We start from the raw sequence: 17,575 nt of genomic DNA on the forward strand, positions 1-17,575 counted from the left end.
GTTCGGCTTTTCTGGGGCACTTGCGGGGAACACGGTAAACTGGTGGGGCAATACCTTCACCGTCTATTTGCTTTGAGGTTCCCATGGCTCGCCGCACCACCGCGCACGATGACTACCCCACCGACGTCGTCGAAAATATCGTCGATATCGACGTGACCAGCGAGATGGAAACCAGCTTCCTGGAATACTCCTACTCGGTCATCTACTCCCGTGCCCTGCCTGACGCCCGCGACGGCCTCAAGCCCGTGCAGCGCCGCATCCTCTACATGATGCAGCAGATGGGGCTACGCCCCGAGAAGGGCCACGTTAAGAGCGCCCGCGTGATCGGTGAAGTCATGGGTAAACTCCATCCCCACGGCGACGGCGCCATCTACGACGCCATGGTGCGCCTAGCCCAGCCCTTCTCTATGCGCCTGCCCGTGGTCGACGGCCACGGCAACTTCGGCTCTCTGGATGACGGCCCGGCAGCTTCCCGCTACACCGAGGTCCGCATGGCCCCGGCAGCCCTCGCCATGACCGCCAACCTCGACGAAGACGTCGTGGACTTCGTGCCCAACTACGATAACCAGTTCATGCAGCCGGCCGTCCTGCCCGCCGCCTACCCCAACCTGCTGGTCAACGGCTCAGCCGGCATCGCCGTCGGCATGGCCACCAACATGGCCCCCCACAACCTGCGCGAGGTCATCGCAGCAGCCCGCCACCTGCTCGATAACCCCGAAGCCACCCTCAAAGACATCATGAAGTTCGTGCCCGGCCCCGACCTGCCCTCCGGCGGCACCATCGTGGGCACCTCCGGCATTAAGGACGCCTACGAAAAGGGCCGCGGCATCTTCAAGACCCGCGCCAAGGTCTCCATCGAACAGGTCACCGCCCGCAAACAGGGCATTGTGGTCACCGAACTGCCCTACCTGGTTGGCCCCGAAAAGGTCATCGAAAAAATCAAGGACGGCGTCAACTCCAAGAAGCTGCAGGGTATCTCAGACGTCGTTGACCTGACCGACCGCAAAAACGGTCTGCGTATGGTCATAGAAATCAAGAACGGCTTCAACCCCAAGGCCGTGCTCGCCGCCCTCTACAAGCACACCCCGCTTGAAGACTCCTTCGGCATCAACAACGTAGCCCTGGTGGACGGCCAGCCCCAGACCCTGGGCCTGCTCGATTTGCTGCACGTCTACGTCAACCACCGCCTGGACGTCGTGCGCCGCCGCACCAGCCACCGCCTGGGCAAGCGCCGCGACCGCCTGCACCTGGTCGAGGGCCTGCTGGTAGCCATCGTCGATATCGACGAGGTTATCCAGATTATCCGCTCCTCCGACGAAACCGCCCAGGCCCGTGAGCGCCTCATGCAGATTTACAACCTGAGCGAGGTACAAGCCAACCACATTCTCGAACTGCGCCTGCGCCAGCTCACCAAGTACTCCCGCATCGAACTTGAAGCCGAACGCGACGAACTCTTGGCAGAAATCGCCTCCCTCGAAGAAATCCTCGGCTCCGACGTAAAACTCCGCGCCCTCGTCTCCGAAGAACTACAGCAGGTCGCCGACGAATACGGCACCGACCGCCGCACCAAAATCGTCACCAAGGACGAGCTGGCCGACGCGGTGGCCGCCCTGTCGGCGTCCGCCTCCAAGGCCAAAAAAGAAGCCGGCCTCTCCCTGGAAATCGCGGACGACCCCTGCTGGGTCCTGCTCTCCACCTCGGGCCAGCTGGGGCGCACCAGCGGCGTCAAGGGCCAACGCCCCACCCTGCTCGACCCGGGCAAACGCATCAAACACGACGCCTACCTCTCCATCGTGCCCACCAGCGCCCGCGGCGAAATCGGTGCGGTAACTTCAAGCGGTCGCCTGATTCGTGTGCCCGTCATCGACCTACCCGTCCTCGAAGAAGCCGGCGGCACCCCCCAGCCCGCCAGTGGCGTCAAAGCCGCGGACGCCATCACCCTAGCCCGCGGCGAAAAGCTCGTCGGCCTAGCACCGCTCAATGCCATCCTGGCCCTGGCCACCGAACGCGGCGTCGTCAAACGAGTCAACCCCGACTACCCGCTCAACGCCACCGAGTTTGAGATCATGAAACTCAAGCCCAAGGACGCCGTGGTGGGCGTTTCGGTCTGCGACTCCAACGACGCCCTACTCACCTTCATCACCGAACAAGCCAAACTCCTCACCTTCGACGCCGCCAAGGTCCGCCCCCAAGGACGCACCGGCGGCGGCATGGCCGGCATGAAGGTAGCCGACGACGACAAACTCATCGCCTTCGGCGTCACCGCTCCCGGCGCGGACGCCCAAGTCGTCACTATCACCGACGGCGGCGAAGACGGAGCCACCGCCAAAGTCACCGAACTCACCGAATTCCCGCAAAAGGGACGCGCAACCGGCGGCATGCGAGCCCACCGCTTCCTCAAGGGAGAAACCGCTCTGGCTCTAGCCTGGGTGGGTGTCGGCCCCGCCAAGGCAGTCTCAGCAGCCGGTGTTGCCCGCACCCTGCCCACCGAGTTCGGCCCCCGCGATGGCTCCGGCGTCCTGCTTGCCCAGAGCATCGACGCTATCGGCCCCAACTACCAGGCCCTAACCTCCCCCGCACCTGTATCAGCGGTGTCAGAAGAATCCGCCGGTCAGCCTGAAGTTCAGGTTGAAGAGGATGCTCTCTTCTAAAAAGACAAAGTAGCGGGCGCGCCCTCACCCTAAAACCTGGTTAGCGGGGAATGGAGTGTTGGTGTGCCTGCCGACCCTCTTGGGCTCGCGCTGGGGCGCTCGCCCAATTCACGCCAGCCCCGAGCCAGCAGGCACACCAACACCCCCTCCCCTGCAATCGGTTACGGGCGCGCCCGCTACTTTCTTCCATTACACTGCTGAACGCAGCCGGGAGTTCACCTCAGCAACCACCTGTTCGGGGTTGGTAGCGGACGCCGTCACCCGGCTACCGTTGGTCAGGGTAAAGGTAACGGTGGGGCCGCCGGTCAGGTAGCCGGTGTTGCCTCCGCCCATGATTCTGAGACCGGCCCCCTGTGCCAGACCGGTTTCTGGCCCCACTTCTGCCTTCTCAATCTCGCTGTAGGGTAGTTCTTTCGAGAAGAACTTCATGGTGGTGATTTTGATGGAGGTTTCGAGCAGGTCAATGCGGGTACTGCTGAAGATGATCGGAATAATGATCAGGGCTACGGCAGCTCCCACAAACGCCGAAATGTGAAGCCCCTGGCTGCTGCCGTCCTGATCAGCTGGGCCAAAAATCATGATAGGCAGGGTGACGCTCAACAGCTCAAAAACTATGAGCCCCCAGAGGATGAGCTTGAAGTTCTTGGTCAGGGGCGCAACGTAGCTGTGCTCTTGACGAGTAGGCATGGGAATCCTTCCGTAGTCTGTCTCGATAGATACCAGGTTTTTAGAACACACTATACCCCCCGTATCAAATTTCCAGACAGCCAACAAGGGTCCCCTGACTCCGTCTCTGATGCCTTACCCCTAGATATTGGCCAGCGGCAGTAACGTGCGCCAGCCCCACCTGAGAAACGAAAACCCCCTCCCGGGCCGTCCTTGTGCAGGTAAGCCGGGAGGGGGTTCTGTCTTCTTACCTATCGAAGCTTCACCACGGTATCGCAGGCGGCAATGTCTTCGGCACGGTGGGAAACCAGGACGACCGCAGGCAGCTTGGTCTTGCCCTTGAGCTTCTGGCCGGGGGCGCGCTTAGTACCGCGGGCTACCTCATTGATCAGGGCAACAGCGGCAGGGGCGTCAAGGTGGGCGGTCGGCTCGTCCATGAGCAGCAGGGGCGAATCAACCAGCAGGGTGCGGGCAATAGCGATGCGCTGACGCTGACCGCCCGACACATAAGAACCACCGGCCCCCACCAGGGTCTGCAGGCCAGCAGGCAGGGAGCGCACAAAATCGCCCAGCCCTACCCGGTCAAGCACCTCGTACATCTCTTCATCGGTGGGGCGCTCGTCCGCCGAACGGGCAATCGCCAGGTTATTAGCGATAGTGGACTCAAAGATATAGGCAGACTGGGGGCACCAGGCCGCGTACCCGCGCAAAGACTGGGCATCAAAGGCATGACCGTTCACCCGAATCTGCCCCTGCTCAACAGGCAAGAAGCCCAGCAGGGTAGCCAGAGCCGTTGTCTTGCCCGAGCCCGAGGGTCCGGTAATACCCAGCCACTGCCCCGACGATACAGACGCTGACAGGCCGGTAAAGACAGGCTGCTCCATATCGGGCCAGCGGGTTGCCAGCGAATCCAGCTCCAGGGTGATGGACTTATGCGCTGCCCGGTTCTTAGCCCCGATACCGGGATCCCCAAGAATATCTCGGATCTCGCCCGTACCGGCGTCCTGCCCCTCAACTGCGGCAGTAGCGTCCACGGTCTCAAAGTTAGCGCGGGTACGGGCAACCAGGGCAGCGAAGGCGGGCCAGCCACGAACGGCGTCCAGGTGGGCTGCGGTGGTCTCAAACAGGGCGGTCATCATCAAAATGACGATAGCTGCGGTCGGCGCGGTAACCTCCCCAGCTTCAACGGCAGGCCAGACGCTGGCAATCACAGCCAGAGCCGCACCCCACCAGGTAACGACCATCAGGCCCTGGCCCACGCCGATAGCGCGGGAGCTCTTGAGGCGGGAGGCCTGGGCATAGCCGTCCTGGCGGGAAACAGCCAGGGCAACGGTCTGGTCAAGGCCATTATTGTGCAGGTCAGTAGCAGCATCCAGGGCCGAGACGCCCAGGCGGAGCATGGCAGAGGTTTCCCGGCGGGCAACGGCGTCCGCGCGCTCGTCCGCACGCAGCACCACTGCCGGAATCACGAAGGTAGAGATAAGAACTGCAATGACGACCGGCAGCAGGGCCTGCGGGGTGGCCCAGGCGGTCACGCCCAGCACCAGCAGCATCACGATCAGGTGGGCGGCAACCGGCAAGATGACGCGCGGGATAGCGTCGCGCAGCTCGTCGATGTCGCCGACCAGTCGGTCAAGGATCTTATCCCCTCGCAGCAGGGAGCGCACCGACAGGACGGTACGTCCGGCAGCATCCCAGGCGCGCACGCGCAGGGTGTTAGCTGCCCCCAGCACCAGGTTGTGGGTGCGAAGACGTTCGGCGTAGCGGGAGGTCGCCCTGCCCAGGCCGAAGAAGCGGACACCGGTAACGGCTACCAGCAGGTACATCATCGCGGGCTGCTCAGCGGCGCGCACAATGAGCCAGCCAGAAAGCGCGGTAAGGCTGACAGCAAAGACCACGGTGAGTACCGATAGCAGGATAGGCAGGGCCATATCGCGCTTGCGGATGCCGGTGAGCTCCCCCAAGTGACGCAGGGTCTTTAGGACGCCCGCCGCGGCTGGCTCTGCCGCCTGTTCGGTTGAGCTTGCAGCAGCCTGGACGGGGGCCGAGTCTTCGAGCTCGCCGGTGGCGACGGCGTCCGCCAGGGTCGCAAGAGCGTAGCCGCCCAGCCCATCGGCGTTCTGGGCGGTGAGCTCCCAGGTAACGCCGTGGGGCTTTGAGGTCGCCTGGAGCAGGTTGTTAGTGGCGGCAGCCAGGGCGGTGTCGTGGGTGACGATAATCAGGGTTGCGCCGGTTTCCTGCAGGGCAGCTAGGGCGACATTCACCTTGGCCGCTGAAACAGGATCAAGGTGGGCAGTGGGTTCGTCAATCAGTACGGTGACGCGTTCTTCCTGGGCCTGCAGTGTGGCAACGCGGGCCAGGGCGCGGGCAATAGCAAGGCGGCGCATCTGGCCAGCTGAGAGGGCTTCCGGCGGCAGGTCGGCGAGGTCAGCCAGCCCTACGGAGTGCAGGAAGGAGGTGAAGTAGTCGCGGTCCTCAGCGGTGAAGGCAACGGAATCATCGAGCAGGGTTGAGGCGTAGTTGATGCCTTCGAGGGCACCTTCGCCGCGGGTTACGGTGGCGTAGAGGGCGACCTCTGCCAGGGCGGTGGGGGCGATGAAGGTGGGTGACTGGCTAATCCAGACGGTGGAGCCGGTGCCAGATACCAGGCCGGAGACGTGCACCGGTTCGGTGGTGCCGGTGGGTACCAGGTCGTTGCGCAAGGCTCCGCCCAGTACCGAGAGCAGGGTGGTTTTGCCGCAGCCGGAAGGCCCGGTGATTGCGGTGGTGGTTCCGTGGCGCAGGGTAAAGCTCACGCCGGTAAGGGTGCGGTCGCGGCCCGGGTAGGCGACAGAGAGCTGGCGCACCGAGATGCGGTCGCCGCCGGGGGCGACGGTGGCGTGGGGAATGGGCTGGTCGATGATGGCCTCGGCGCGGCGGAGGGCTGCCACGCCGTCCTCAGACTGGTGGTAGGCGGTACCCACATCGCGCAGGGGCTGGTAGCACTCGGGGGCCAGCAGCAGGGCGAAGAGGGCGACGTCGAGCCCCAGGTTTCCCTCCACCAGGCGCAGGCCAATCAGCACCGCTACCAGGGCCACCGAGATGGTGGTAATCAGTTCCAGGGCCAGCGATGAGAGGAAGGCCGAGCGCAGGGTGTACATGGTGGCCTTGCGGTATCGCTCCCCCAGATCGCCCAGCGCCTTGGACTGAGCCCGCGAGCGCCCCAGGCCCACCAGCACGGGCAGGCCCTTGACCAGTTCGACGATGTGGTCTGAGAGGCGCAGTAGGTCGCGCTGGGCGCGGGCGGTGTCTTCTGCTGTGGTTCGGCCGATGAGCACCATGAAGAGGGGGATCAGCGGCAGGGTGCAGATGATGACCAGGGCTGAGACCCAGTCGTAGAAGGCGATGAAAATCAGTAGCAGGGTGGGTACTACGGCCGTGGAGACAAAGGCGGTGAGGGTTTTGGTGTAGTAGTCATCCAGGGCGTTAAGGCCGCGGGAGAGCAGGACGGCGGTGGCACCGGTGCCGTCGGGGGTGTCGATACCGCCGGTGGCAAGGACGCGGCGGATGAGTTTGCGGCGGATAGTGGTTTTGGCACCTACCGCTGCCTGCTGGGCGTAGAAGCCCAGGGACCAGTCGGCGGCTGCGCGCACCAAAAGCGCAATGACGCCGGTGACTGCCAGGGACAGCAGGCCCGGCTGCATGAAGGGGGCGGCAAAGAAGATACCGGTGAGCTGGGCCTGGCCGTTACCGGCGAAGACGGCAAGCTGCTCGGCGTGGGCAGACTCGTAGGTTTTCCCCTCGTAGAGCACCGCGTAGGTCATGCGGGCTAGCAGGGTGATGGCGGTGCCCAGCACCGCGGCAAAGACAATGAGCGCCAGGGTTTTGAGTGCGGTGAGCACGGCAAAAACGGTGAGGTTTCTCTTGGCGTGGGGCCCCAGCGGGGGCCGCTTGCTCGTTGTGGGAGCGGTCATTCTCGATAGTGTCCTTGGTGCCGCGAATAGTTTGTTCACTATTCTAGTGGGAACTTCTGGGTGGGGTAGACCCCGATGTCGGTAGCTGGGCAGTGGGTGTCAGCACACTGCCTCTCAAGGTAGGCGAAAGGACGCCGGGAGCTGCTCCCGACGTCCTTTCATCTCTACGCCGTGTGCTAGCTGCTAGGCGTTGTGGGCGCTTGCACGAGTGGCGCGGGTGGCCAGTTCGGTGGCGTCGTGGGCATCGGGGATGCTCTCAACGCGCAGGCGCTTGCGGAAGACCCAGTAGGTCCAGCTCTGGTAGACGAGCAGAATCGGGATGCCGAAGAGACCGACCCAGCTCATCACGCGCAGGGTGTATTCGGAGCTCGACGCGTTGGCGATAGTGAGGTTGTAGGCCTCATCGAGGGTTGAGGGCAGGACGTTGGGGTATAGGGCCAGGAAGATGGCCAGGACGCCGAAGCCCACAAATACCGCAAAGCCGGAGAAGGCCTTACCCTCGCTCCTGCGGCTGGCAAAGAACCAGGCAGCGGCAAGAGCCAGCACGGCAAGGACGGTCAGGGCGTAGGAGATGCCGTTACCGGTGGTCACCTGCATGTAAACGACCCAGACGACAACCGGGAGCACCAGCAGGGGTGAGAACTTGACCAGGGCAGCACCGGCACGGTGGCGCACCTCGCCGTCGGTCTTCAGCGCGATGAAGGCAAGACCCATGACCAGGGAAACACCGACCATGGCCAGGCCGCCCATAAAGACAGCGGGAGTTAGCCAGGCGAAGGCACCGCCCACACGGTCACCGTTTGCGTTGATGGGCAGGCCGGTGGAGGTCAAAGCCAGCAGGGCACCGATCAGGAAGGCGATGAAGAAAGAGCCCAGCGAGATGGCAAGCGTCCAGCCGGCGATCCAGCGCTCAGAGTCCTTCTTACCGCGGTACTCGATAGCAACAGCGCGGAAAATCAGGGCCAGCAGGGCCAGGGTCAGCGGGATGTAGAGGGCTGAGAAGAGGGAGGCGTACCAGAGCGGGAAGGCTGCGAAGGTGGCTGCGCCAGCGGTAACAACCCAGACCTCGTTACCGTCCCAAACAGGGCCGATGGTGTTCAGCAGCAGACGGCGTTCTTTCTCGTTTTTGGCGAAGATTCTGCTCATGAGCATGCCTACGCCCAGGTCGAAGCCGTCGAGGATGATATAGCCCACCCAGAAGAAGCCAATGACGGCGAACCAGAGGGTCGGCAGAAGAGGCTGATCAGCAAAAAGCTCAAACATGTGTGTAAGCCCCTTTCTTAGTAGGCGAACGCGAGCACGTCGCGGTCGTTCTTCTCGTCGGTATCGTGTGGATCTTCAACCAACTCGGGCATAGCCGCTGCCACACCGGCCTTAACGTACTTGGCCAGCAGGTAGACCTCAACGATCATGAGCACACCGTAGACCAGACCCAGTGAAATCAGTGAGAAAAGGATCTCGTAGCCGGAGACACCGGGCGAGACAGCGGCGGCGGTGAACATCATGATGGCGGGGTTGCCATCGGGGTTGGGGGCAACGACGAAAGGCTGGCGGCCCATTTCGGTAAAGATCCAGCCGGTGGCGTTAGCGCCGAAAGGGGCTAGGATACCCGCGATTGCCAGGTTGGAGATCCATTTGGCCTCAGGAACCGTACCTTCGCCCTTCTTACGGGTCACCCACAAAACGTAGAGGAAGGAGAGGGCGCTGATGCCGCCGAAGGTGATCATGCCGCGGAAGCCGTAGTAGGTCACTTCCATGAGGGGCAGGTATTCAACCTCGGTTCCGGCCCGTTCCCCGTAGAGTTCGGGGTTATCGGGGATAGTGGTGCCGTAGGTTTCCTCGTACTGGGGCAGCAGGGTGGTGATGCCGGGGACGTCGGTGGTGAAGTTGTTGTAGGCCAGGAAGGAGAGCAGACCGGGGATTTCAATAACAGCCTGCACCTCGTCACAGTTCTGGGCACCCGGTGAGGACAGGGAGAGAACGGAGAAACCGGTACCGTCGTGGCAGGCTGCTTCTGCCGCTGCCATCTTCATGGGCTGCTGCTCAATCATGAGCTGGGCCTGGTGGTGGCCAGTGAAGGCAGTACCCACGAAGGCCAGGAGGCCAACGATAGCGCCAATGCGCAGGGACTTGAACCATACCTTGAAGTCGGTCTTGTCGCGGGCACCTTCGGTGGTTTCACCGACGATAACCTTGCCGTCCTCACCGATAGTGTCGATGCCATCGCGGCGACGCTTCCAGAGCTTGTACCAGGCGATACCGACCAGGAAGCCACCGGCTACCTGGAGGGCACCAAAGATAGCGTGGGGGTAGGCCACCAGGGCGGTGTTGTTGGTGAGCACGGCCCAGACGTCGGTCATGACGGGGCGGCCGTCGATCATTTCAACACCTACGGGGTGCTGCATCCAGGAGTTAGCCACGATGATGAAGTAGGCCGAGAGCCAGGAGGCCGCAACTGCAATAACCAGGCAGGCTGCGTGTACCTTGGGAGCCAGCTTGTCCCAACCAAAGATGAAGAGGCCTAGGAAGGTGGACTCGACGAAGAAGGCCAGCAGACCTTCCATGGCCAGAGGTGCACCGAAGACGTCGCCGACGAAACGGGAGTATTCGCTCCAGGCCATGCCGAACTGGAATTCTTGGACGAGGCCGGTTGCAACGCCCATGATGAAGTTGATGAGGTAGAGCTTGCCCCAGAACTTGGTCATGCGCTTGTATTCGTGCTTCTTGGTTCGCACATAGGCGATGTAGAAGCCAGATACGACGGCGCCCAGGCCCAGGGTCAGCGGAACCATCATGAAGTGGTAGACGGTGGTGATACCGAATTGCCACCGCGCTAGTTCGAGGGGATCCATTGACATCCTTGAGAGTTAAAGTGAAACACCGTCTGCGGGCTGGCATCTCTGCCGACTGCCCGGCGCAACGGTGCGGTTGTGTTGTGCTCTAGGATAGCGGGCTTGTATGAGCGTGCCCTTAGGGTAGTTTTGACCCCTTCACCAGGTGATTTGACGGTTCACTAAAGGTCACTTAAACGCTAAGACTCCCGCTACCCTACTGGGGTTGTGCGGGAGTCTCTGCCGGTTTTTACACCGAGTGCCCAGTTAGTGACACTTTGTCTAGTCACACCGGGGCAGCGAGTTTAACGGGGGCCGAGCAGACCAAGCTGGGCGACGGCGTCCTTCTCTTCAACCAGCTCTGCTACAGAGGCGGCAATGCGCTGGCGGGCAAAATCCGAGTGCTCTAAACCGTGAACAATCTCATATCCACCTGCTGAACACCTGACCGGGAAGGAGCTGATGATCCCCTCGGGCACACCGTAGGATCCATCGGATGGCACTGCCATTGAGGTGGTCCGCTCCCCCGTACCCAGGACCCAGTCGCGCACATGGGCTAGGGCGGCGTGGGCAGCGGAGGCGACGGAAGACCCACCGCGCACCGCGATAATTTCAGCTCCGCGCTGGGCGACGGTGGGGATGAAGGTTTCTTCGATCCAGGCCTGACCCAGATTCTTTTCTGCAAGAGCATCCAGGGCCGGGCGGCCGCCGACGGTGGCGTGGAAAAGGTCGGGGTACTGGCTGGCTGAGTGGTTGCCCCAGATAGTAATGCCGTCAATCTCGGGTACGGACGCACCGGTTGCAGCAGCCAGCTGAGCAACCGCGCGGTGATGGTCAAGGCGGGTCAGAGCGGTGAAGCGTTCTAAGGGGACGTCCGGTGCGTGGGAGGCGGCAATGAGGGCGTTGGTATTAGCCGGGTTGCCCACGACAGCCACTTTGACGTCATCAGCGGCATGGTCATTGATGGCTTTCCCTTGCACAGAGAAAATACCGCCGTTAGCTTCGAGCAGGTCGGCTCGTTCCATGCCCTTGGTGCGGGGGCGGGAACCAATCAGCAGGGCAATGTTACTGCCTTCAAAGCCGACGGTGGGGTCATCGGTAATGTCAACCGATTCAAGCAGGGGGAAGGCGCAGTCTGCAAGTTCCATGGCGGTGCCTTCAGCGGCTTTGAGTCCGGCGGGTATTTCGAGTAGACGCAGGCGGACGGGGGTATCAGCCCCCAGCATCTCCCCCGCCGCGATGCGGAAGAGACTGGCATAACCAATCTGGCCGGCTGCGCCGGTCACGGTGACAGTAACAGGGTGCTTCTTTGCATGTGTCATGGGCAACATTTTACCCAGTTGCTAGGTCGCACAGACTCCGGCACGCCGCACCTGCATATCGCAAATCGCAGCCCAGTTGATTGTTGTTAGGCATCGATTGCTGTGTGGTCCAGCTTGGTCGCACCGCGAATAATGAAATCCTTACGCGGGGCAACCTCTGAGCCCATCAGCAGGGTAAAGGCCCGTTCGGCAGCCTCGGCGTCCTCCACTCGCACCCGGCGGAGCATCCGATGACGGGGGTCCATAGTGGTCTCAGCCAACTGGTCGGCGTCCATCTCACCCAGACCCTTATAGCGCTGGATTGGCTCCTTATAGCTCTTGCCCTCAGCTTCCAGCCTATCCAAGAGCTCGTGGAGCTCCTTCTCAGAATAGGTGTAGACCATCTCATTAGCCTTACCCCGGTTGACCACCTCAACCCGATGGAGGGGCGGTACGGCAGCGTAAACGTGGCCTGCCTCAACCAGCGGCCGCATGTAACGGTAGAAGAGGGTCAGCAGCAGGGTGCGGATGTGGGCACCGTCCACGTCCGCGTCCGTCATCATGATGATCTTGTTGTAGCGCTTCTGCTCCAGGTCGAAGGTGCGGCCAGAGCCAGCCCCAATAACCTGAATAATGGCGGCGCACTCGGCGTTGGCCAGCATGTCGGTCAGGGAGGCCTTCTGCACGTTCAGAATCTTGCCACGAATAGGCAAAAGGGCCTGGTAGGTAGAGGACCGCGCTAGGCGGGCTGTGCCCAGCGCCGAGTCACCCTCGACGATAAAGAGCTCAGACTTCTCAACATCGGTAGACCTGCAGTCCACCAGCTTGGTGGGCATGGAGGAGGTTTCCAGGGCGTTCTTACGGCGCTGGGTTTCCTTGTGAACTCGCGCTGAGATACGCGACTTCATCTCGGCAACAACCTTCTCAGAAACAGCCGCTGCCTGGGTCTTCTCCCCCCGGGCAGTAGAGGTCAGCTTGGCAGCTAGCTGCTTGGCAACCACCTTGGAGACGATCTGCCGCACCGCCGGGGTACCCAGAATCTCCTTGGTCTGGCCCTCAAACTGGGGCTCAGCCAGGCGCACGGTAAGCACGGCAGTAAGCCCTGCCAGCACGTCGTCCTTCTCAATCTTGTCTGTGCCCGCCTTGAACTTTCGCGCATTATCGGCAATGTGCTTGCGGAAGGTCTTGAGCAGGCCCTGCTCAAAGCCGGTCTGGTGAGTGCCGCCCTTGGGGGTGGCGATGATGTTAACGAAGGTGCGCAGCTTGGTTTCGTAGCCGGTACCCCAGCGCAGGGCAACATCAACCTCGCACTCGCGCTCCACTTCGGTCAGCTGGGAGTGCCCCTCGGCATCGAGCACGGGGACAGTCTCGGTAAAGGTATCGGTGCCGGTGAAACGCCAGATGTCGGTCACGGCCTGGTCGTGGGCAAGGTAGTCCACGAACTCAGAGATACCACCATCGTGCTGGAAGACCTCTTCGTGGGTCTCGAACTCGCCGGGTGTGCCGGGCAGGCGACGCTCATCGCGCACGGCAATCCGCAGACCGGGAATGAGGAAGGCGGTCTGGCGGGCTCGGGCTGCCAGGTTCTCGTAGCTGAACCGGGCGTCCGGAGTGAAAATCATGGGGTCGGCCCAGTAGCGCACGCGGGTGCCGGTGACCCCGCGCTTAGCCTTACCCACTACCTGCAGGGCATCGGATGAGGCGGTGAAGGGGGCGTCGGGTTTGGGAGTGCGGGCGTCATCGAAGATGCCGGGAACACCGTGACGGAAGCTCATCTGGTAGGTTTTGCCACCTCGGTCTACCTGCACATCCAGACGGGAGGACAGGGCGTTCACAACCGAGGCACCTACACCGTGTAGACCGCCCGAAGCGTTGTAGGAGCCACCGCCGAACTTACCGCCGGCGTGCAGCTTGGTGTAGACCACCTCAACGCCGGAGAGGCCGGTGCGGGGTTCAATGTCGGTGGGTACGCCGCGGCCGTCGTCCTGTACCTCAACCGAGCCGTCCTTGTAGAGAATCACCTGGATAGACTGGCCGAACCCTGCCAGGGCTTCGTCGACCGAGTTGTCGATGATTTCCCAGAGGCAGTGCATGAGGCCGCGCGAGTCGGTGGAGCCAATATACATGCCGGGGCGTTTGCGCACGGCTTCGAGGCCTTCGAGCACCGATAGGTTGCGGGCGGTGTAGTTGTTTGCTGCCACGAAACTCTCCTGCAGGTATGGACGGGACGCCTATCTAGTCTAGTACATGTGTTCGGGTTGGCGGGGCTTGGTGCTACGGTGCCTGAGTTGTGGCGGTGCGGACGCCCGGCGTCGGTTTGGGCTGACGCCAGGGGTTTAGCGCTGTGGGCGAAAGGACGTGCGGGGCGGCCCGGTCGGTGGTTGTATGGAGGGTAAGAAAGAAAGCTTTTGAAAGGAGCCTATCGTGAGTGCAACTCTTGAGACCCGCCGCGAACTGACAGCTGCTGACCGGTGCGATGCCTGCGGCGCCCAGGCCTATGTGCGTGTGGTGATGGAGTCAGGTTTGGACCTGCTCTTCTGCGGCCACCACGCTCGTGCTAAGGAGGAGGCCCTGCGCGCTGTAGCTGTCGAGTGGGACGACCAGACCGACCGCCTCAGCTAACGCCTGCTCCGCCCCGCCCCGCAGGGTAGGTACCATCTACTTCAGAAAAACCCACGAACTAGGTGGGTTTTTCTGATTTAAATGGTCTTTTCTTTTTCGTATTGGGCCCAAAGAAGCCTTGCATATCGATTTTCAATATGAAACGATAGGGCCATATTGATAATCAATATGACTCACCGCAGCAAAGGACCCTATGGCATCAGAAGAAGAACACAGCATCACCTGCCACTTAGATAAGCTCCTGGAAGAGCGCAACATGAGCCTGGTGGACCTCTCACATCACGTTGGAATCTCTGTTGCGAATCTTTCCATACTGAAAAATAACCGCGCCCGCGCCGTCCGGTTTACCACCCTCACTGCCCTCTGCCGGGTACTCAACTGCACCCCTGGTGACATCTTTACCTACAAGGACGAAGGAAAAGACTCATGAAAGCTCTATCAAAATATTTTGGTCTTACAGCCGACAACAGCAAGCCTCAGCCTGCTGAACACCAGTTCTCAGTTGCGACGATCTATACAGCTTTTGCTGTAGTTCTTATTCTTTATGTTGCCTTTGTGCAGTGGCCCGAGCATGGAATTCCTAGCTCTCTTCACCGCTACAACCCTGAGCTAGAGGGTGGTACCTACTGGGTCAGCTCGGAGGGGCTGAGCACAGGCACCCAGATTCTGGCTTGGTCAGCTTTTGCTTGGAAGTTCCTCATGTACCTTTGTGTAGCTGTACTTCTTCATCAGGTCGCTAAGTCTTTTTACCGCAAGGCAGATTTCACGCTCAGGGCGCTGAACCGCCTTCGGGTTGCTCCCATTGTATTGCTGGTCGGAATGCTTGGGTACTCCCTACTCACCGATTTGACCGCCCGCGGAATAGAAAAATCTGCTGGGCTTAGCAAACTTGAGTGGGAACCAACTTTTATGTCCGATCAGGGTCTAATAACAGTTCTCTTTATTGCCACCCTGTTCTTTATTGAGGGAGCCCTACGACGAGGAATAACTCTGCAAGAAGACTCAGACGGAACCATCTAGAAACGACTTTTTACCACCAACTTCACCTAACTGAGCACCACAGCGCCAACCCCTAACAGACCCTCGCCAAGGATCCTCCCACGCTTAAAGAAGCCTTTCATATCGCCGTGCCCACAGCCTTTGCCGCCAATGAAGCTCTCGAAACAGCAGCCCCCCTGAAACACATAGGGTGGCTCATCAGCAAAGATATAAACTCTGTGATGGTCTGCGGAAGTACAGGAGAGCAGCACAGTCTTTCTCCTGCTGAAAAGCTGGAACTCCTTGCCGCATTAGGTAATCTAACAACGCCTCAAGGGTTCGAACTTCTCTTTGGGGCAGCTAGTGTCCGCCTCAGAGACACCACGCAGCTGGTCAAAGAACTCCAAGAAGCAGCACATATAACAGGCATTGTCTTGGGCTTCCCACCCTATATACGCCCCAGCCAAAATGAAGCTACCTACTACGTCCGCAAAGTTGCAGACCATACCAACAAGCCAATCGTGCTCTACAACAACCCAGCCCGAACCGGCTTCAATCTGGCCCCTGAGACCCTTGAAAAGTTATCGGACCTGCCCAACCTAGCAGGGATTAAAGAGGCGGCTGGCCCAACACAGATAAAGACAATCAGCGAGATGCTGCCCCACCTTCCTCTCTATGCAGGGGGCGAGGTTGGTCTCTCCGACAGCATTCAAGCTGGGTGTTCCAGGCTCTCATCTATTGGTGGCAACCTCTACCCGCAAGAGGTTAAGACCTGGTTCGAGACTCTTCTCGTACAATCAGATGGCCCCTGCCCAGAACCTTTACACACCCAACTTACAGAGCTGTACAGCCACCAGGTTCTTCCTCGCCTCAAAGCAGAATTGCCGTTGGTCACAGGCCATAGCCTTGGTTCCTGCCGTCTCCCACTCGGTGCAGATAGCTAACCTCCGCCAGTAGGTACCATTTAAATCAGAAAAACCCACGAACCAGGTGGGTTTTTCTGATTTTCTGGTCTTTTCTGAGTTATCTGGTCTTTTCCGGGGAACCATTATGCCCCGTACCGGCTAACCGCTACCACCGCTTCGACGTGTACTGGGAGCTTGCTTCTATACTAATAAACGAAACGGGTGAAAGTTATGTTGGAATTATACTGTGGAACGGAATGTTGTGTTAGAAATTTTAATCTTATTTTATATGCACCCACCCAAAGTAAGAATTATTTGCGTGTGTTTAAAACCTTTATTTTCTCTACTACATTCCATAACAATGTAATAATCATCATCATCCTCTGCTCGTACGACTATCCCCATTGAATATGGAGTTTTCCAAAGAGGTTCAACACCATAGAACTTTTCGACAAACTTATTTGTTGGATTTGGACTTTCTACACTAAAACCATTTTCAAAAAGCCATGCATGCCAATTTTTAAATGCTGGCGGGAAACCAAGCATATGAGCTGATTGTAATGTTGAGATAGAAAATTCCATTTCATCTTCTAGATTAATCACATATTTCTCAGTAGGATTTAGTCGATACCCGTCAATGGTCTTCTCTAGTTTGATACCACTATTAAGTTTAAGTTTCTTCATAGAAAAGTTCCTCTATTTTTCTTTTGATTCTGGTCTTGCTTTAGCGTATGGTCTATTCTCAGATATAAATTGTTCTAAATTTAAGAATGACTGACCCAACTCATTTAAACTAAGGACTAACATATACTCCGCAACTTCTCCAGCGTGATCAATGAATCGCATTGGATTTAATTTTTGACGAAATTCCTCAAATGTGTCTCCTACTACTAGCCATGAATTGACTTCTCTATCATAATAACAGTGATACTGTTTCCATAATTCACAATCACTTTCTTCGAAAAATTCTTCATCAACAGAAAAATCTGCCCATGGAAATAATTGTGGAAAAACATCGATATAGGAAGTATATGGGAACCAATATGGATACGCATATTCAATTATACCATTACCTTCGTTAACAATTAACTTTATTTCTCCTCTACCACTCGACTTATTTACCCACTCTGTTGAATGTAATTTAACTTCACCTCCATTTTGAATAATTTCCATAAATTTTTTCTGAGACAGTAAAAAGTTATAGTTTTGAATATGCTGAGGTAAGTTAGTATAAGAAAGAAGAAGATTATTTGATTGTTCATCCAAAAAAACTTGATTTATAGGAACTTTCACATAATAGCCTTTGCCTTCTCCTTCTTTAGTTTTTCCAATTGTTTTAGGAGTTAATTCTTGCCAAATACACATACCATCATCAGGATTAAATAAAACAATTATACACGGAAGAGAATTCATCGTCCAATAATTGTACTGCCTCTCATTTATATTTCTAAAAATGATGCAGTTATCCTTTTTCTCCCTAAACCAACTTGCTCCTGACTTGATTTGTAATGCAAGGTGTTGCCTTGGCTTACCGTCTACAACAAATTCCATATGAGCATCTATACCTATGTCATTAACTGGCTGTTCTCTAAACATCCAACTATTTCTTTCTGCAATTAATCCACACTGATGTATGCCAATCCTCTCAGTATTACTAGCCATATCACT

13 protein-coding genes are annotated in these 17,575 nt (G+C 58.5%); 5 read left to right on the forward strand and 8 right to left on the reverse strand.

What is annotated here, in order from left to right; all coding sequences use genetic code 11:
* Positions 1 to 83: 83 nt before the first annotated feature.
* Positions 84 to 2,651 carry a DNA gyrase/topoisomerase IV subunit A gene (locus ACRCJM_RS02840; protein ID WP_431463732.1) on the forward strand — a complete coding sequence of 856 codons (2,568 nt, stop codon included), beginning with the start codon at positions 84 to 86 and terminating at the stop codon, positions 2,649 to 2,651.
* A 189-nt stretch (positions 2,652 to 2,840) separates the two neighbouring features.
* Here ACRCJM_RS02840 and ACRCJM_RS02845 read toward each other — a convergent pair whose 3' ends face one another.
* The 6 genes from ACRCJM_RS02845 to ACRCJM_RS02870 all read right to left on the reverse strand — a co-directional run bounded on the left by ACRCJM_RS02845 (position 2,841) and on the right by ACRCJM_RS02870 (position 13,603).
* Positions 2,841 to 3,338: a hypothetical protein gene (locus ACRCJM_RS02845; protein ID WP_431463733.1), complete on the reverse strand. Its 498-nt coding sequence runs from the start codon at positions 3,336 to 3,338 to the stop codon at positions 2,841 to 2,843.
* A gap of 230 nt (positions 3,339 to 3,568) precedes the next feature.
* Complete coding sequence (gene cydC / locus ACRCJM_RS02850; RefSeq protein WP_431463734.1) at positions 3,569 to 7,270, reverse strand: thiol reductant ABC exporter subunit CydC; 3,702 nt, start codon at positions 7,268 to 7,270, stop codon at positions 3,569 to 3,571.
* A 183-nt stretch (positions 7,271 to 7,453) separates the two neighbouring features.
* A complete protein-coding gene (gene cydB / locus ACRCJM_RS02855; RefSeq protein WP_431463735.1) occupies positions 7,454 to 8,533 on the reverse strand; it encodes a cytochrome d ubiquinol oxidase subunit II in 1,080 nt (359 codons plus the stop codon).
* Between the two features lie 17 nt (positions 8,534 to 8,550).
* Complete coding sequence (locus ACRCJM_RS02860) at positions 8,551 to 10,122, reverse strand: cytochrome ubiquinol oxidase subunit I (protein WP_431463736.1); 1,572 nt, start codon at positions 10,120 to 10,122, stop codon at positions 8,551 to 8,553.
* A 284-nt stretch (positions 10,123 to 10,406) separates the two neighbouring features.
* Positions 10,407 to 11,423: a malate dehydrogenase gene (locus ACRCJM_RS02865; RefSeq protein ID WP_431463737.1), complete on the reverse strand. Its 1,017-nt coding sequence runs from the start codon at positions 11,421 to 11,423 to the stop codon at positions 10,407 to 10,409.
* 86 nt (positions 11,424 to 11,509) lie between these two features.
* On the reverse strand, positions 11,510 to 13,603 hold the full coding sequence (locus ACRCJM_RS02870; protein ID WP_431463738.1) for a DNA gyrase/topoisomerase IV subunit B: 2,094 nt from the start codon (positions 13,601 to 13,603) through the stop codon (positions 11,510 to 11,512).
* 223 nt (positions 13,604 to 13,826) lie between these two features.
* Between ACRCJM_RS02870 and ACRCJM_RS02875 the strand changes: the two genes are divergently transcribed.
* The 4 genes from ACRCJM_RS02875 to ACRCJM_RS02890 all read left to right on the forward strand — a co-directional run bounded on the left by ACRCJM_RS02875 (position 13,827) and on the right by ACRCJM_RS02890 (position 15,946).
* Complete coding sequence (locus ACRCJM_RS02875; RefSeq protein ID WP_237189203.1) at positions 13,827 to 14,024, forward strand: DUF7455 domain-containing protein; 198 nt, start codon at positions 13,827 to 13,829, stop codon at positions 14,022 to 14,024.
* A gap of 193 nt (positions 14,025 to 14,217) precedes the next feature.
* A complete protein-coding gene (locus tag ACRCJM_RS02880; RefSeq protein WP_431463739.1) occupies positions 14,218 to 14,454 on the forward strand; it encodes a helix-turn-helix domain-containing protein in 237 nt (78 codons plus the stop codon).
* A complete protein-coding gene (locus ACRCJM_RS02885; protein WP_431463740.1) occupies positions 14,451 to 15,044 on the forward strand; it encodes a hypothetical protein in 594 nt (197 codons plus the stop codon). The genes ACRCJM_RS02880 and ACRCJM_RS02885 overlap by 4 nt, the downstream gene beginning before the upstream one ends.
* A gap of 107 nt (positions 15,045 to 15,151) precedes the next feature.
* The gene (locus tag ACRCJM_RS02890) at positions 15,152 to 15,946 is read left to right on the forward strand and encodes a dihydrodipicolinate synthase family protein (protein WP_431463741.1); all 795 of its coding nucleotides are present in this window, start codon (positions 15,152 to 15,154) and stop codon (positions 15,944 to 15,946) included.
* A 246-nt stretch (positions 15,947 to 16,192) separates the two neighbouring features.
* On the opposite strand, the gene ACRCJM_RS02895 is transcribed toward ACRCJM_RS02890, so the two are convergent.
* Together ACRCJM_RS02895 and ACRCJM_RS02900 are read right to left on the reverse strand one after the other, a co-directional pair.
* The gene (locus ACRCJM_RS02895; protein WP_431463742.1) at positions 16,193 to 16,591 is read right to left on the reverse strand and encodes a hypothetical protein; all 399 of its coding nucleotides are present in this window, start codon (positions 16,589 to 16,591) and stop codon (positions 16,193 to 16,195) included.
* 12 nt (positions 16,592 to 16,603) lie between these two features.
* Entirely contained in the window at positions 16,604 to 17,569 is a 966-nt protein-coding gene (locus tag ACRCJM_RS02900) for a DUF4365 domain-containing protein (protein WP_431463743.1), read from the reverse strand.
* Positions 17,570 to 17,575: the final 6 nt, after the last annotated feature.

The organism is Rothia sp. L_38 (genome assembly GCF_050689125.1).
Classification (GTDB): domain Bacteria; phylum Actinomycetota; class Actinomycetes; order Actinomycetales; family Micrococcaceae; genus Rothia.

What these genes read in the sequence shown, in the direction of transcription:
- ACRCJM_RS02895 (WP_431463742.1), bottom strand. Translation starts at nt 16,591, where the DNA reads ATGAAGAAACTTAAACTTAATAGTGGTATCAAACTAGAGAAGACCATT.
- ACRCJM_RS02900 (WP_431463743.1), bottom strand. Translation starts at nt 17,569, where the DNA reads ATGGCTAGTAATACTGAGAGGATTGGCATACATCAGTGTGGATTAATT.
- ACRCJM_RS02845 (WP_431463733.1), bottom strand. Translation starts at nt 3,338, where the DNA reads ATGCCTACTCGTCAAGAGCACAGCTACGTTGCGCCCCTGACCAAGAAC.
- ACRCJM_RS02840 (WP_431463732.1), top strand. Translation starts at nt 84, where the DNA reads ATGGCTCGCCGCACCACCGCGCACGATGACTACCCCACCGACGTCGTC.
- ACRCJM_RS02885 (WP_431463740.1), top strand. Translation starts at nt 14,451, where the DNA reads ATGAAAGCTCTATCAAAATATTTTGGTCTTACAGCCGACAACAGCAAG.
- cydC (WP_431463734.1), bottom strand. Translation starts at nt 7,270, where the DNA reads ATGACCGCTCCCACAACGAGCAAGCGGCCCCCGCTGGGGCCCCACGCC.
- ACRCJM_RS02865 (WP_431463737.1), bottom strand. Translation starts at nt 11,423, where the DNA reads ATGACACATGCAAAGAAGCACCCTGTTACTGTCACCGTGACCGGCGCA.
- cydB (WP_431463735.1), bottom strand. Translation starts at nt 8,533, where the DNA reads ATGTTTGAGCTTTTTGCTGATCAGCCTCTTCTGCCGACCCTCTGGTTC.
- ACRCJM_RS02880 (WP_431463739.1), top strand. Translation starts at nt 14,218, where the DNA reads ATGGCATCAGAAGAAGAACACAGCATCACCTGCCACTTAGATAAGCTC.
- ACRCJM_RS02860 (WP_431463736.1), bottom strand. Translation starts at nt 10,122, where the DNA reads ATGGATCCCCTCGAACTAGCGCGGTGGCAATTCGGTATCACCACCGTC.